General features: G+C 66.2%; 16 protein-coding genes. 3 read left to right on the forward strand and 13 right to left on the reverse strand.

What is annotated here, in order from left to right:
* Positions 1 to 159: 159 nt before the first annotated feature.
* Both AX672_RS10130 and AX672_RS10135 read right to left on the reverse strand, forming a co-directional pair.
* The gene (locus tag AX672_RS10130) at positions 160 to 627 is read right to left on the reverse strand and encodes a peroxiredoxin (protein WP_066651017.1); all 468 of its coding nucleotides are present in this window, start codon (positions 625 to 627) and stop codon (positions 160 to 162) included.
* Complete coding sequence (locus tag AX672_RS10135) at positions 614 to 3,316, reverse strand: DUF294 nucleotidyltransferase-like domain-containing protein (protein WP_168727424.1); 2,703 nt, start codon at positions 3,314 to 3,316, stop codon at positions 614 to 616. Before AX672_RS10135 ends, AX672_RS10130 begins: the two co-directional genes overlap by 14 nt.
* 95 nt (positions 3,317 to 3,411) lie before the next feature.
* Between AX672_RS10135 and AX672_RS18595 the strand changes: the two genes are divergently transcribed.
* Positions 3,412 to 3,579 (forward strand): hypothetical protein, encoded by a 168-nt coding sequence (locus AX672_RS18595; protein WP_168727425.1) that lies wholly within the window; start codon positions 3,412 to 3,414, stop codon positions 3,577 to 3,579.
* Between the two features lie 4 nt (positions 3,580 to 3,583).
* Here the strand turns inward: AX672_RS18595 and AX672_RS10140 are convergent, their stop codons facing one another.
* From AX672_RS10140 to AX672_RS10145, 3 genes are all read right to left on the reverse strand, one after another.
* Positions 3,584 to 4,225 carry a sigma-70 family RNA polymerase sigma factor gene (locus tag AX672_RS10140; RefSeq protein WP_066651018.1) on the reverse strand — a complete coding sequence of 214 codons (642 nt, stop codon included), beginning with the start codon at positions 4,223 to 4,225 and terminating at the stop codon, positions 3,584 to 3,586.
* A gap of 96 nt (positions 4,226 to 4,321) precedes the next feature.
* Complete coding sequence (locus tag AX672_RS18880; RefSeq protein ID WP_202189301.1) at positions 4,322 to 4,462, reverse strand: hypothetical protein; 141 nt, start codon at positions 4,460 to 4,462, stop codon at positions 4,322 to 4,324.
* A 53-nt stretch (positions 4,463 to 4,515) separates the two neighbouring features.
* Positions 4,516 to 5,319, reverse strand: a complete 804-nt coding sequence (locus AX672_RS10145; RefSeq protein ID WP_066651019.1) for a response regulator — start codon at positions 5,317 to 5,319, stop codon at positions 4,516 to 4,518.
* Between the two features lie 308 nt (positions 5,320 to 5,627).
* Here AX672_RS10145 and AX672_RS18885 point away from each other — a divergent pair, with 308 nt between their 5' ends.
* Both AX672_RS18885 and AX672_RS10150 read left to right on the forward strand, forming a co-directional pair.
* Entirely contained in the window at positions 5,628 to 5,717 is a 90-nt protein-coding gene (locus tag AX672_RS18885) for a NepR family anti-sigma factor (protein WP_202189302.1), read from the forward strand.
* A gap of 9 nt (positions 5,718 to 5,726) precedes the next feature.
* A complete protein-coding gene (locus AX672_RS10150) occupies positions 5,727 to 7,313 on the forward strand; it encodes a sensor histidine kinase (RefSeq protein ID WP_066651020.1) in 1,587 nt (528 codons plus the stop codon).
* A 221-nt stretch (positions 7,314 to 7,534) separates the two neighbouring features.
* Here AX672_RS10150 and tatC read toward each other — a convergent pair whose 3' ends face one another.
* Genes tatC through argS form a run of 8 tightly spaced genes read right to left on the reverse strand, consistent with a single transcriptional unit; the run spans position 7,535 to position 13,707 of the window.
* On the reverse strand, positions 7,535 to 8,314 hold the full coding sequence (gene tatC / locus AX672_RS10155; protein WP_066651021.1) for a twin-arginine translocase subunit TatC: 780 nt from the start codon (positions 8,312 to 8,314) through the stop codon (positions 7,535 to 7,537).
* On the reverse strand, positions 8,311 to 8,742 hold the full coding sequence (gene tatB / locus AX672_RS18250; RefSeq protein ID WP_082730487.1) for a Sec-independent protein translocase protein TatB: 432 nt from the start codon (positions 8,740 to 8,742) through the stop codon (positions 8,311 to 8,313). Before tatB ends, tatC begins: the two co-directional genes overlap by 4 nt.
* Before the next feature lie 9 nt (positions 8,743 to 8,751).
* Positions 8,752 to 8,961: a twin-arginine translocase TatA/TatE family subunit gene (locus AX672_RS10165; protein WP_066651022.1), complete on the reverse strand. Its 210-nt coding sequence runs from the start codon at positions 8,959 to 8,961 to the stop codon at positions 8,752 to 8,754.
* Between the two features lie 29 nt (positions 8,962 to 8,990).
* A complete protein-coding gene (gene scpB, locus AX672_RS10170) occupies positions 8,991 to 9,572 on the reverse strand; it encodes an SMC-Scp complex subunit ScpB (RefSeq protein ID WP_066651023.1) in 582 nt (193 codons plus the stop codon).
* On the reverse strand, positions 9,569 to 10,300 hold the full coding sequence (locus AX672_RS10175; protein ID WP_066651164.1) for a segregation and condensation protein A: 732 nt from the start codon (positions 10,298 to 10,300) through the stop codon (positions 9,569 to 9,571). Before AX672_RS10175 ends, scpB begins: the two co-directional genes overlap by 4 nt.
* A gap of 47 nt (positions 10,301 to 10,347) precedes the next feature.
* The gene (locus AX672_RS10180; protein ID WP_066651024.1) at positions 10,348 to 11,349 is read right to left on the reverse strand and encodes a glycoside hydrolase family 3 N-terminal domain-containing protein; all 1,002 of its coding nucleotides are present in this window, start codon (positions 11,347 to 11,349) and stop codon (positions 10,348 to 10,350) included.
* A 16-nt stretch (positions 11,350 to 11,365) separates the two neighbouring features.
* Positions 11,366 to 11,995, reverse strand: coding sequence for an SPOR domain-containing protein (locus tag AX672_RS10185; protein WP_066651025.1), 630 nt, complete (start codon positions 11,993 to 11,995; stop codon positions 11,366 to 11,368).
* On the reverse strand, positions 11,995 to 13,707 hold the full coding sequence (gene argS, locus AX672_RS10190; protein WP_066651026.1) for an arginine--tRNA ligase: 1,713 nt from the start codon (positions 13,705 to 13,707) through the stop codon (positions 11,995 to 11,997). Before argS ends, AX672_RS10185 begins: the two co-directional genes overlap by 1 nt.
* Positions 13,708 to 13,772 lie beyond the last annotated feature (65 nt).

Consider the following 13,772-nt stretch of genomic DNA (forward strand, 5'->3'; position numbering starts at 1 on the left):
GCCGTGTCACAGCTCTGGGGTAAGCTGAACGCTCGGCACGGCGAGTCGTTCAATCACTGTTAATTTTCCCGAATCGTTCCGTTGCCAAAATGACACTGGTCAATCGCGATTAACCAGAATCATGTGCATAACTGATTCGGCGGCGCAGCAAATCGCCGCTCAACCGAGCGCGCGAACTGCCGCGAGTACCTCGGCCGCGTGGCCGGGAACCTTCACTTTCGGCCATGCGCGAACGAGCGTGCCGCCGGCGTCGAACAGATAGGTCGAGCGCTCGATGCCCATATACTTCTTGCCGTACATGCTCTTCTCAACCCAGGCGCCGAACGCTTCCATCACTTCCCCTTCGGCATCGGTCGCGAGCATCACCTTCAGATCATATTTGGCGGCAAATTTCTGGTGCTTGGCTGGCGGGTCCTTCGACACGCCTACAACCTTTGCGCCAAGCGCAGCGAAGGCTTCGGCTTCGGCGCTGAAATCCTGCGCCTCGCGCGTGCAGCCGGGCGTGTCGTCCTTCGGGTAAAAATAGAGCACCAGCGGCGCGCCGACGAAGCTCTTGAGCGGCAGGTCGCGACCGTCGCTGGCAGTCAGCGTCAGGTCGGGGAGCGTCGCACCTTCACTCAGAGCCATGTCGATACCTTTCGATTGCCTGTTGCCAGCCTTGGCGCACTTCCTGCCGCGTCGCATCGATCAGCGCAACCAGTGCCGCCCAGTCGGCTGCGCCCATCGCATCAACGATCAGCGCACGCGTCGCGGCGTCGGGCACCGCCCCATCGGGGGCGACCAGCCGGGTGATCACCAGCAGCCGCGTGAGCAGATCATGCGCGGCGCGCAGCGCAGGCGGCAGCAGGCCCGCATCGACCAGCGCATCGATCGCGCGACCAAGATCGGGATCGAAGCCGGTGCGTTCCGCGAGTTGCGTGAGGTGTACCGTGAACTCGAGATCGACCAGCCCGCCCGGCAGCAGCTTGACGTCGAGCGGGCCGGCAGGCGGCTTGTGCGCCGCGACGTCGGCCCGCATTTTTTCGGCATCGGCGGCCACATCGCGCGCCGGCCGCGCGCCGCCGAGCGCCGACGCGATCACATCGCGCGCCTCGGCCTGCGCAGCATCCGAACCAAACAGCGGTCGTGCGCGCGCCAGCGCCATATGCTCCCACGTCCACGCCGACTCACGCTGATAACGCGCAAAGCCGGCCATCGAGACCACCAGCGGCCCCTGCGTGCCCGACGGCCGCAGCCGCGTGTCGATGTCATACAGCGATCCGGCGGGGGTCGGCACCGACAGCGCCGCCGTCAGCCGCTGCGCCAGCCGGTTATAGTAAAGCACCGCGCCAAGCGGTCGGGCGCCATCGGACTCCGCTGCATAGTCGCCGGTGAACAGGTAAATCAGGTCGAGATCAGACGCATGGGTGAGCACCCCGCCGCCCAACCGGCCCAATGCCAGAATGACCAGTTCGCTGCCAGGTACGCGACCATGCGCGTTCGCGAAGTCGGCGATGGTCGCCTCGGCGATTACCTTGACGGCGGCTTCGGCGACGCGGGCATAGCTTGCCGCCACTGCCAGCGGATCGGCAGCATGCGCCACGATCTGCACTCCCAGCGCAAAGCGATGCTCGCCGACCACCCGGCGAACCTGATCGAGCGCTGCCTGATAATCGGCGTGCCGCTCGCGCGGCGTCATCTGGTGCGCCAGCGTTGCGACATCGCCGACCGGATCGAGCGCGCTGGCATCGAGCAGGGCGTCGAAAAGCTCGGGTCGTCGGCCGAGCGCATCGGCGAGCGGGGGCGCATGGCTGAGGATCGCGGCCAGCAGCGCGGCCAGTGTCGGTTGTGCCTGAAGCAGGCGGAAGAAATTGATCGCGCTGGACAATTTGGCAAGGATGCGATCGAGCCGCAGCACCGCGCCCAGCGGGTCCGCAGCGCGTCCCAGCGCGCGGACCAGCCCGGGCAGCACCGCTTCGAGCGCGGCGCGCGCGGCTCCGCTGCGGAGCGCCGGATAGGCGCCGGCCCGCCACTGCGCGAGCCGCTCGACAGCGCGATCAAGCGTGTCGGCAGCAAAGCCGAGCTCCTGCAGCATCGCTCCCAACGCTGCTGTGTCGTGCGGCAAGCCGGGCTCGGCATCGGGCTCGAGCGCTGCATAGACACGCTCGGTCCGCGCCACATGCGGTGCGAGCAGCGCGAGCAGCGCCGCACCATCCTCCAGTCCGTGCAGTGCCGCCAGCGAATCGAGCGACGGCCTGGCGGGAAGCGCATGCGTCTGGCGATCCTCGATCATCTGCACGCGGTGCTCGATGGTCCGATATAGCCTGTAAGCCTCGCTGAGCGCCGCGGCGTTGTCCGGATCGATCCAGCCCTGCTGCGCCAGCGCAGCGAGCGCATCGCGCGTGGCAGGCGCCCGCACGGCCATGTCGCGGCCGCCATGGATGAGCTGATGGATCTGCGCATAGAATTCGACTTCGCGAATGCCGCCGCGTCCGCGCTTCAGGTCATAGCCGGGTCCAAGCGCCTGTCCCTGCGCATGATGATCGCGGATACGCTTCGAAATCGCCCGGATTTCGCCGATCGCGCCGAAATCGAGCGCGCGGCGCCAGACGAATGGATTGATCGCGGTCAGAAAACGCTCGCCAAGCGCAATGTCGCCCGCGGCCGCGCGCGCCCGGATGAAGGCGGCGCGTTCCCAGGCGAGCGCAGCCGATTCATAGTGCGAAATCGCCGCGTCGATCGGCAGCGCGATCGGCGTGATCTCCGCCGACGGCCGCAGGCGCAAGTCGACCCGCAGCACATAGCCCTCGGCATCGCGTGCCTGCAGCAGTTCGACCACCCGGCGCGCGATCCGTACCGCGGCTTCCTCGGGCGCTTCGCGGGCGCGGACAGGCAGCGTGGCGGGGTCGAAAATCAGGATCGGGTCGATGTCGGACGAATAGTTGAGTTCGTGGCTGCCCTGCTTGCCAAGCGCGATCGCGGCGAAGCCGACCGGGGGCGCTCCGGGAGTGCGTTCGGCAATGGCAGTCCTGATCGCCGTGTCGAGCGCGTGATCGGCAAAGGCGGTTAGCGCCTGCGTCACGCCGGTCAGGTCGATCAGCCCGGCAAGGTCGCCGATCGCGACCGCGAGCGCCAGCCGCCGCCGCGCACGGCGCAGCGCCACACCGGGGGGCAGATCGTCCGGCCCTGACCAAAGCCCGGCAAAATCGGGAAGCTCTCCGCGCGCGAAGCCGACGGCCAGGTCGGCCTCACGCTCCAGCAACCCCGCCAGAAAGGGCGCGTGTCGACGCGCACGAGACACGGCATCGGTCAGGCGGTCGAGCGGGTCCATCGTCATCCGTGTTACCGAATTGCGCCACCTATTCCACCGAAACGCAACGAAAAGGCCGCAAGCCCGTTATCGGGGGCATGTTGGACTCCCGCTCACCACCTTTGATCGACGCAAGCGAGGACGACATCGTCGTGCGCGCGCCACGGGCGGCCGACGTGCTTTCGGTGACGCTGATCGCGGCGTTCGATCGCGACCGTGAGCTTCCCGACGCGTGGGTGCTGATGCTTGCCCGGCTCGACCAAATCCCGTTGAACGCCGACCGCCGTTGACCCATCACCGCGGGCGGCTGAGCTCATCGACATCGCCCATGATCGATTCGAGCGCGGTCTGGCCATCGGCAATCTTGTGCGAGCGGCGCGAAGGGAGCGTGCCATTGCTGAGCAGCGCTTCGAGCGCGACGCGCCCGCGCGCGACCCGGCTTTTGATCGTCCCGACCGCCACGCCGCAGATTTCGGCTGCTTCTTCATAGGCAAAGCCGCCCGCGCCGATCAGGATCAACGCCTCGCGCTGGGGCTGCGGCAGATGCATCAGCGCCCGCTGCATGTCGCCGAGTTCGACCTGCTTGTCCTGGCCGGCAGGCGCCGCCAACACACGGTCGGCGACCAGTTCGTCCCATTCACCGCGAAAACGCGATCGCCGCATTTGCGACAGATAGAGGTTGCGCAAGATGATGAAGGTCCAGGCGCGCATATTCGTCCCGGCCTGAAAGCGCTTGCGCGCCGCCCATGCCTTCATCAGCGTTTCCTGCACCAGGTCGTCGGCGAGATCGCGGCTGCCCGAAACCGAGCGGCCGAAAGCGCGCAGATGCGGGATTACCTGTGCCAGTTGCGCCTTGAACTCGGCATCGGGCAGCGCGACACGGTCGGCGGCCGGCCCCACAGGCACAAAATCGTCCTGCTGATTAGAATCGCTCATGCCGCTCCATTCACAATTGTCGGCCGGCAAAGCCATTTGCTTGCCCCGTCGCGGGGATAGTGCCGCTGTGGATCATCGCCCCGCCGCGTGTCATCGTCAGCGCGCCAGCAACAGCCACGCAAAAATGACGATGACGAGCAGCAGCGAAATGCCGAGCACATAGCGCGTGACGTGCGGCGTCGCCCCGGCGCGCGCTTCCTCGGTGCTGAGATGGGGGGCCGGATCATTATCAACCATGCCCTTCCAACGCAGCAAATCCGTTTTGGGTCCGTGCCGAATTGACGCAATCGTCAAGCGGTCGGCAACGTCGCCTCGTCGAAGAACAAGGCCTGGCTGATCGCGGCCTTCACGGTCGATCGCTGAAACGGCTTGGTGATCAGGAAGGTCGGCTCAGGGCGCTCACCGGTCAGCAAGCGTTCCGGGAAGGCGGTGATGAACACCACCGGCACCTGAAACTGCGCGAGAATGTCCTTGACCGCATCGATCCCGGAGCTGTCATCGGCGAGCTGGATGTCGGCGAGCACCAGACCCGGACGGTCGGCGAGCGCCGAGGCAACCGCCTCGTCGCGCGTCACCGCGACGCTCGTCACGTCATGGCCAAGGTCGCGAACGATCGTCTCGATGTCCATGGCGATGATCGGCTCGTCCTCGATGATCAGGACGCGCGAGCGAGTCTGCTGCTCGATTTCGGCGAGTGCCTCGCCCACCAGCGTTTCGATTTCGTCGACCTCGACTTCGATCAGATAGGCGGCGTCTTCTGGCGCGAAGCCCTCCATCGCGGTCAGCAGCAGCGCCTGCCGCGACATCGGCGTCATCTTGGCGAGCCGCGCCCGCGCGATCGCTTCATGATCGCCCGTGCCCCCGCCCGCCGGATTGTCGACCTCGTCAAAATTGGCCGATGCCCAGATGCCCTGGAACATTCGGTAAAGCCCGAGTCGGGGGTCAACCTCGCGCGGGAACTGATCGGGCGCGGCGACAATGGCCTCCAGCGTCGCGCGGACATAACGGTCGCCTTGCGACTGGCTGCCCGTCAAAGCGCGACCATAGCGCCGCAGGAAAGGAAGGTGCGGCGCAAGTTGTTGTCCAAGCGACATAGTCTTCAAATTCTCCCTGAGCGAGCGCGCGCCGTTGTGCGAGTGGCGAGTGCCCATTGCAATCTGTTTCGCGGTGCCGACAGAATCGAATTGTCTTTTTGCACTGCAAGCGGAACTATCGAGCCGCTCTTTGGTTTCATGGGTCTGGCCGCAGTTCACGCCGAAAACTGGCGCGCGCGGCACCGGTGCATCCCGCCGGAAGAAGGTTCGGGTCGATTTGGGGGACGTAGTCGTTGGTTGCAAACAGTGATCCGTCGCAGAAGCCGCCCAAACGAAAGTCGGCCAAGGAACGTTCGGATGATCGAGACATGGGACAATCGCTGCGGTCGGTCTATCAGGCCGCCGTCGAGGAACCGATCCCGCCCGAACTGCTCGATCTGCTCGGCAAGCTCGATTGATGTCTGCTCATGGACACCCAGCCCGATGAGGCGCGCCGGGGACGACCGCTGAGCCGCGGCATCGCCGCTCTCCCGACCGGGACCAAATTATTCCTGATCCTGAGCGCCGCGCTGCTGCCGCTCGCGCTGATCGCGCTGTTCGCGGCGCGCCAGACCACGCAGGCCGTCGATCGCGAGACACGGTCGCAATTGCGCGTAGCCGCGACCGAAAGTGCGCGCGCCCTGGCGATCGAGCTGGTCGGCGACATGAATGCATTGCGCGTCGCGCTTGATGCACTCGACGCCGATCCGGCCGACGCGCCGAGTTGTGCGCGCGTGCAGGGCGTATTCGCCGAACAGCTTGCGAGCGGTGCGCGGCTGTCGATCAGCGACCGGAGCGGCCGCGTGCTGTGCGGCACGACGCGGCTGCCCGCGATTGCCGTAGAACCTCCGCCGCCGGGTGGTCCGGTAACCGCCGGAATTTCGCCGACCGACGGGCTGGCGCTCGCGCTCGCCTCGCCAAGCGGGCGCCTGCGCGCGACGGCGACTTTTCCCGCCACGTCGCTGGCGCAGATCGCGCGCCCGAGCGGGTTCGTCCCGCCCTATGCGGCGATGCTGGTCCGCGGCAACATGCGCCTTCCGCTCGAGGCGATGCCCGAACTCGGCGCGCTCGATCGGACCGAGACGATCGGCGTCCCGGTCGGCGTCGACGGCTTGCTGTTCGAAATGAGCGTGCGCAGCGCGCCGCTGTCCTCCCCGGTCATCGTCGCGATGCTGTTGCCGCTGTTGATGTGGGCGGCGGCGGCGGGAATCGGCTGGTTCGTGGTCGACCGGCTGCTGATCCGGCCGCTGCGCGACCTGCGCCTGCGGGTTGCGACTTATGTTCCCGGCGAGGAGATTGACTCCGCCACTGCGCGGCAATCATCGACGCAAGAAATCCGCGATCTGGGCGACACTTTCCGCGAAATCAGCCGAACGGTCGCCTCGCATGAAGCAGGTCTTGCGCAGGGCCTGCTTCGCCAGACCGCGTTGACGCGCGAAGTCCATCACCGTGTGAAGAACAACCTGCAAGTCATTTCAAGCCTTATCAATTTTCACGCGCGCGGCGCCCGCAGCGAAGAGGCAAGCGCTGCCTATGCCTCGATCCAGCGCCGCGTCGATGCGCTTGCCGTCGTTCACCGCAATCATTTCGCCGAAGCCGATCAGGCGCGCGGGCTCAGCCTGCGGGCAGTGATTGGCGATCTGGCGTCCAATATTCGCGCGACTGCCCCCGAAGGCTCGGGGCTATCGATCACGCTCGACCTCGAATCCTATCTGGCGACGCAGGACGTCGCGACCGCCGTCGCCTTTCTGATCACTGAACTGATCGAGCTGGCGATGCGCGTGCGCACCGATGCCGCGATGCGGGTGTCGCTCAAGCCAGGCGCGGAGCCAGGCAAGGCAGTGGTGCGGATCAGCTCGCCCGCGCTGGTCGACAGCGACCGACTGCGCGCCGAAATCGGCGAAGGCTATGGCCGCGTCGTCGAAGGGCTGTCGCGCCAGCTCCGTTCGAAACTCCATCACGATCCGATGGTCGGCGCGTTCGAAATCCCGGTCAACATCCTTGGTCGCGATTGAACCGAGCGACGAACCGACCCCGCTAAAAAAATTGGAACGTCGCGGAACCGATCGTCGGCATTGTCGTTCTCATCTTCGGATAGCGATCTTTGCCCCCCCGCTCTCGCTATCCAACCAAATGGGCCCGGGCGCGCATTCCCCTCCCCCCGGTAGCGCGTCCGGGCCTTAGTTTCTTGGTTTGGGAAGGTCCGATCGCCAAGCTGCGATCGCGCTCAGAGCGGCTATTCGGCGGCCGGTGTCGCCTTGCTGCGCCGACGTTCGGTGAACCAGATGCCGATGATCGCGAGTTCGTAGAGAATGATCAGCGGAATCGCGAGCAGCAGTTGCGATCCGATATCGGGCGGCGTCAGCACCGCGGCGATGCCCACCGCCCCGACAATCGCATAGCGCCGCGCGCCGATGAGTTGCTTGCGCGTGATGATCCCCGCGCGCTCGAGCAGCATCAGCAGCACGGGCAGCAGGAATGAAATGCCGAAGCCGAACATGAACTGCATCACGAAACCGAGATAGTTGTTCACGTCCGGCAGTGCCTGCTGCGTCACACCACCCAGATCGCCCTGGAAGCCCAGCAGAAATTGCAGTGCGAGCGGGATCGCGATGAAATAGGCAAGCGACGCGCCCAGCGAGAACAGGATCGGTGTCGCGATCAGGAATGGCAGCAACGCATTCTTTTCGTTGCGGTAAAGCCCCGGTGCCACGAACTGCCAGATCTGTGTGGCGATCACTGGCGATCCGACCATCACTGCGGCAAAGAAAGCGACCTTAAGCTGCACGAAGAAGCCACCGAACACATCGGTGTTGATGATCGTCTTCTGACCCGCCGCAACCAGCGGGTGGACCAGAATCTCCAGAATCGGCCGGGCGAAGGCGAAACAGGCCGCAAAAGCGAGGCCGACGGCAATCAGGCAATAGATCAGCCGCCGCCGCAGCTCGATCAGATGGTCAAGCAGCGGTGCGCGCGAGGCATCGATCTCGCTGGTGTCCTTGGTCGGTGCGTTCACTTGGGGGTCTCGACGGGGGCATGCAGGCCGAGTGCCGCATCGATCTCGTCGAGCGTCGGCGGCGGCGGACCGGTCAGTACCGGCGCGGGCGTCAGCTCTGGCGGCGCGTCACCCTCGACCGCGGTTTCACCCTCGGTCGGTGCGGGTGCCAGCGGCATCATGGCCGGCGCCGCGATCGCCGGTGTTTCGACCAGCGCCGTCTCGCGCATGATCCGGGCATTTTCCTGCGCCCATTTTTCTTCGAGCTCCTTGAGCTCGGCCTCGCGCATCATCGTATCGAAGCCGCTGCGCACCTGACGCATCACGCCGCGCCCGCGGCCGACCCAATAGCCGACCACGCGCATGGCCTTGGGCAAGTCCTTGGGCCCGATGACGACGAGCGCGACGAACCCAACCAGCAACAATTCGGACGGCGCGACGTCGAACATGCGGCGCGCTTAGCCGTCCTTGGCGGCGGGCTCGGGGTCGGCCTTGGCGTCGATGCGACCTGGCGCCTTATTCTCTTCATCCTCTTCGGCGAGGCCCTTTTTGAACTGCTTCACGCCCTTGGCGACATCGCCCATCATGGCCGAGAAGCGGCCACCGCCCAGAACGAGGATCGCAACGCCGCCGAACAGCAGCCAGTGCATCAGGCTGAAACCACCCATCATCAATCTCCCAGCGAATATCCGCCTATCTAGGCGTCTTCCTCGCCATTTGCCACCTCGGCGTGTTCAAAAGCGAGATCAATCGGATCGAGCAGTCCGGCAGCGCGCAGATCGTCGATTCCGGGCAAGTCGCGGCGACTCATCAGGCCGAAATGCGCGAGAAATTGCGGCGTGGTCGCATAGAGCAACGGCCGCCCCGGCATTTCGCGCCGACCCGCAGGGCGCACCCACCCCGCCGCCATCAGCACATCGAGCGTGCCCTTGGAAATCTGCACGCCCCGGATCGCTTCGATCTCGGCGCGGGTGACGGGCTCGTGATAGGCGATAATGGCCAGCGTCTCGACGCCCGCGCGGCTGAGCTTGCGCGGTTCCTCGCGGTCGCGGCGGAGCAGATGGGCAAGGTCGGCGGCGGTCTGGAAATGCCAGCGGTCACCGCGCTGGACCAGTTCGATCCCGCGCCCGGCATAAAGCGCCGCCAGCTCGCCGAGCGCGGCACGTACATCGCCTTCGCCCGCATGCGCGCGGATCGCTTCGACCGTCAGCGGTTCGTCGGCGGCGAACAGCACGGCCTCGACCGCGCGGGCATAGGCATCGGCCGGATCGCCGCTCATGCCGGTCGCCGCAGATAGAGCGGCGCGAACGGCGCCTGCTGGCGCAGCTCGACGCGCCCCTGCCGCGCCAGTTCGAGCGAGGCAAGGAACGACGAGGCCAGCGCCGACTTGCGAAACACGCCCTCAGCACCTTCGGGCAGGAAGCGCTCGATCGTCGCCCAGTCGATCGTCTCGCCAACCAGCCGCGCCACGCGGTCGAGCGCAGCTTCGAGCGTCATCACCGGCCGGTTGGCGACGATGTGCATCACCGGCCGCGTCCGCGCGGTCACGCGACCATAGGCTTCGATCAGGTCATAGAGATCGGCCTGCCACGCGGCCGTGCGGATCGTCTTCAGCCCTTCGGGCGCGGCGCGCGGGAAGACATCGCGACCGAGCCGGTCGCGCGCGAGCAGCCTTGCGCCCGCCTCGCGCATCGCGCTCAGCCGTTCGAGCCGCAGCTGCAATCGCAGCGCCAGTTCTTCGGGACTCGGCTCCTGCTCGGGATCGCGCGGCAGCAGCAGCGCCGATTTCAGGTACGCGAGCCACGCGGCCATCACCAGATAGTCGGCGGCGACTTCCAGCTTGAGCGCACGGGCGCGCTCGATGAAATCGAGATATTGCTCGACAAGTTCGAGAATCGAGAGTTGCCGCAGATCGACCTTTTGCGTGCGGGCAAGGGCGAGCAGCAGGTCGAGCGGCCCTTCCCATCCCCCAAGGTCGAGCGTCAGCGTATCAGTATCGGCGTCCATTGCCGCCAGCATTGCCGGATTTTGCGCTCCAACGAAAGCGGCGGGCGTCAGGCGAGCGCGAGCAGGGCGTCCCGCTTGGCGATAAGTTCGGCGAGGTCGCCTTCGGGCGGAGTGATCGTTGCCATCGCCCGGTCGAGCCGCGCCAGCGATGCAGGCGGCATCTCGCCGATCCGCGCCGCGATATCGACCATTTCGTCCATTCGCGCCCAGCAATCGAGCACCAGATCGCACCCGGCGGCCAGCGCGCCGACGGCTTTCTCGCCCGCAGTGCCGCTCAGAGCCTTCATGTCGATGTCGTCAGTCATCAACAGCCCGTCGAAGCCGATCCGCCCGCGGATGATGTCGCCAACGATCACCGGCGATAGCGTCGCGGGCCGCAGCGGATCCCAAGCCTCGAACACGATGTGCGATGTCATCCCCATCGGGGCGTCGCGCAGCGCCGCGAAGGGCGCCAGATCGATCTCGAGCTCGGCTTCGGCGGCGGTGACCGTCGGCAGCAGGTGATGGCTGTCGACCACCGCCCGGCCATGCCCCGGCATATGCTTGACCACGCCGACGACGCCGCCGCGCCGCAAGCCCTCGATCACCGCGCGCCCCATCGCCGCGACGCGGCGCGGCTCGCGACCGTAAGCCCGGCTGCTGATCGCTTCGGTAGTGTCAGGCTGGACCACGTCGAGCAGCGGCAGGCAATCGACGTTGATCCCGACCTCGGCCAGCATCAGCGCGATCGCATGCGCATTGGCCCGCGCCGCCTCGATCGCCGACATCGGTGCGATTTCGTACAGCGCGTCGAAGGCAGGTCCGGCCGGCAAAGCCGGCCATTCGGGCGGCCCCATTCGTGTCACGCGCCCCCCCTCCTGATCGATCAGGATCGGCACGTCGTCGCGCCCGGTGAGCGCACGCAATGAGTCGGTTAGCGCACGAAGTTGCGATCGTGTCTCAACATTGCGGCGGAACAGGATGAAGCCGCATGGTGCGCTTTCGGCGAAAAAGGCGCGCTCATCGGCAGTGAGCGCCAGTCCGCTCAGCCCGAAAATAACCGGCTTCATCGGTGCGTCGCGCCGATCAGTTCAGCGGGACGAAGCAGGCCTCACCCGCCACTTTCAGCTTGCCGCACAGCTCGGTCGCGGCGCTGGCCGAGCCCGCATTCACGCGCAGGCGAAACACCGTGCGGCCGTTGACGCTTGCCTGTTCGACCGAATGGCCGAGCGGCGCGACATAAGCGAAGCGCTTCGAGGCGGCGCCCCAAGCCGCATTGGCGGCTGCCGCGCTAGGAAAGGACCCAAGTTGCACGAGCGCGCTGCTCGAGGTGCCGGGCGGAATCGGTTTGCCGCCCGGCAGCGTGACGGGCGTCTCGGGCAATTGCTTCAGGTCGATCTTGGCGTTCTTCGGCCCCTTGCCCTCGCTGGTTGCGAACGACGTATCGCCCTCGCCTTCGACCTTGCGGCCACCGGCTTCCTCGGGCTTGACCTTGTAATCGCCTTCCTGCGCGGCGATCAGATCGCCATTGCCCTCGACCTTGTTGCCGTTGGTGAGCGCGATATAGCCGAACACCAGCAACGCGATGACGATCAACCCGCCCAGGATCAGGGGCAGCATGCGCGCGATCGACGGGCGCTCCTGATAATCCTCGTCGGCGGTTTCGAGCCAGGGCAGACGATCTTCGTCCTGCATGCTGTCGCCAGTGCTCGCCATCAGTTCAACTCCTCTACCGCCTCGACGCCCATGATGCTCAGGCCGTTCCGGATCACCTGTCCTAGCGCATTTGCGAGATAAAGTCGCGCCGCGGTGAGCGCAGGATTGTCCAAGATCAGGAAACGCCGGTCGGGCCGATCATTGCCGACATTCCACTGCGCATGGAAGGCCGCGGCGAGATCATAGAGGTAGAACGCCACCCGGTGCGGCTCGCGCGCCGCCGCCGCCGTCTCCACCAGCCGCGGGAACTGCGCGGCAAGCTTCACCAGCGCAAGCTCCTCGGCATCGAGCAGCGTCAGGTCGGCGCCGTCGGCGGTGATCCCTGCCTCCGCCGCCTTGCGCGCGAGCGAGCGCGTGCGGGCATGGGCATATTGGACGTAGAAAACCGGATTGTCCTTCGACGCTTCGACCACCTTGGCAAAATCGAAATCCATCTGCGCGTCCGATTTGCGCGTGAGCATCGTGAAGCGCACGACATCCTTGCCGACCTCGCGCACCACGTCCGCCAGCGTCACGAAATTGCCCGCGCGCTTCGACATCTTGACCGGCTCGCCGCCGCGCAGCAGCCGGACCATCTGAACGAGCTTGACGTCGAAGCGCGTCTTGCCGCCGGTCAGGGCCTGCACCGCCGCGGTGATCCGCTTGACCGTCCCGGCATGATCGGCGCCCCAGATGTCGATCAGCTGATCGGCGCTCTCGGCCTTCTGGAAATGATAGGCGAGATCGGCGCCGAAATAGGTCCATTGCCCGTTCGACTTGCGGATCGGCCGGTCCTGATCATCGCCAAATTGCGTCGAGCGGAACAGCGGCAGCACCACCGGCTCCCAATCCTCGGGCGTCTCGCCCTTGGGCGCTTCAAGCACGCCGTCGTAGATCAGGTCGCGCGCGCGCAGCGTCGCCTCGGCCGCCTCGGGCTTGCCGGCCGCCTGCAGCGCGGCTTCGGACGAGAACAGGTCGTGGTGGATACCGAGCAGCGCGAGATCGGCCTTGATCAGGTCCATCATCGCCGCCACCGCGCGCGACCGGAACAGCGCAAGCCAGTCATCCTCGGGCGCCGCCACATAACGGTCGCCGAATTCGGCCGCGAGCGCTTGCCCGACTGGCACCAGATAGTCGCCGGGATAGAGCCCCTCGGGGATCGCGATGCTCTCGCCCAGCGCCTCGCGGTAGCGCAGATGCACCGAGCGCGCGAGCACATCGACCTGGCCGCCAGCATCGTTGATGTAATATTCGCGCATCACCTTGTTGCCCGCGAATTCGAGCAGGCTGGCGAGCGCATCGCCGACCACCGCGCCCCGGCAATGCCCCATGTGCATCGGCCCGGTCGGATTGGCCGAGACATATTCGATGTTGACCGTCAGCGGATCGGCGCGCGTGATTCGGCCATAATCGGCGCCTTCGCTGGTGATCGTGCGCAATTCACTCCGCCAGCTGTCATCGCCTAGCGTCAGGTTGATGAACCCCGGCCCGGCAATCGCGACCGAGCCGACTTCATCGAGCTTGCCCAGTTCGGCGGCGATCAATTCGGCGAGCGCGCGCGGATTCATCCCCGCCGGCTTGGCGAGCACCATTGCGGCATTGGTCGCAAGGTCACCGTGGCTGGCGTCGCGCGGCGGCTCGACCGTCACGCTGGTGCGGGGCAGCGCCGCAACCTGAGGAATCCGGTCGAGCGCGGCGTCGAGATGCGCGGTGAAGCGGGAGTAAAGCGTCATGCCGCGCGCTTAGCCGAGTGTCGCTGCCGACGCAAAAGCTGGACGAGCCGCTCGGACCGCGCCAG

Origin of the sequence: Sphingomonas sp. CCH10-B3, assembly GCF_001556185.1 — a bacterium.
Taxonomy (GTDB): Bacteria; Pseudomonadota; Alphaproteobacteria; order Sphingomonadales; family Sphingomonadaceae; genus Sphingomonas; species Sphingomonas aquatica.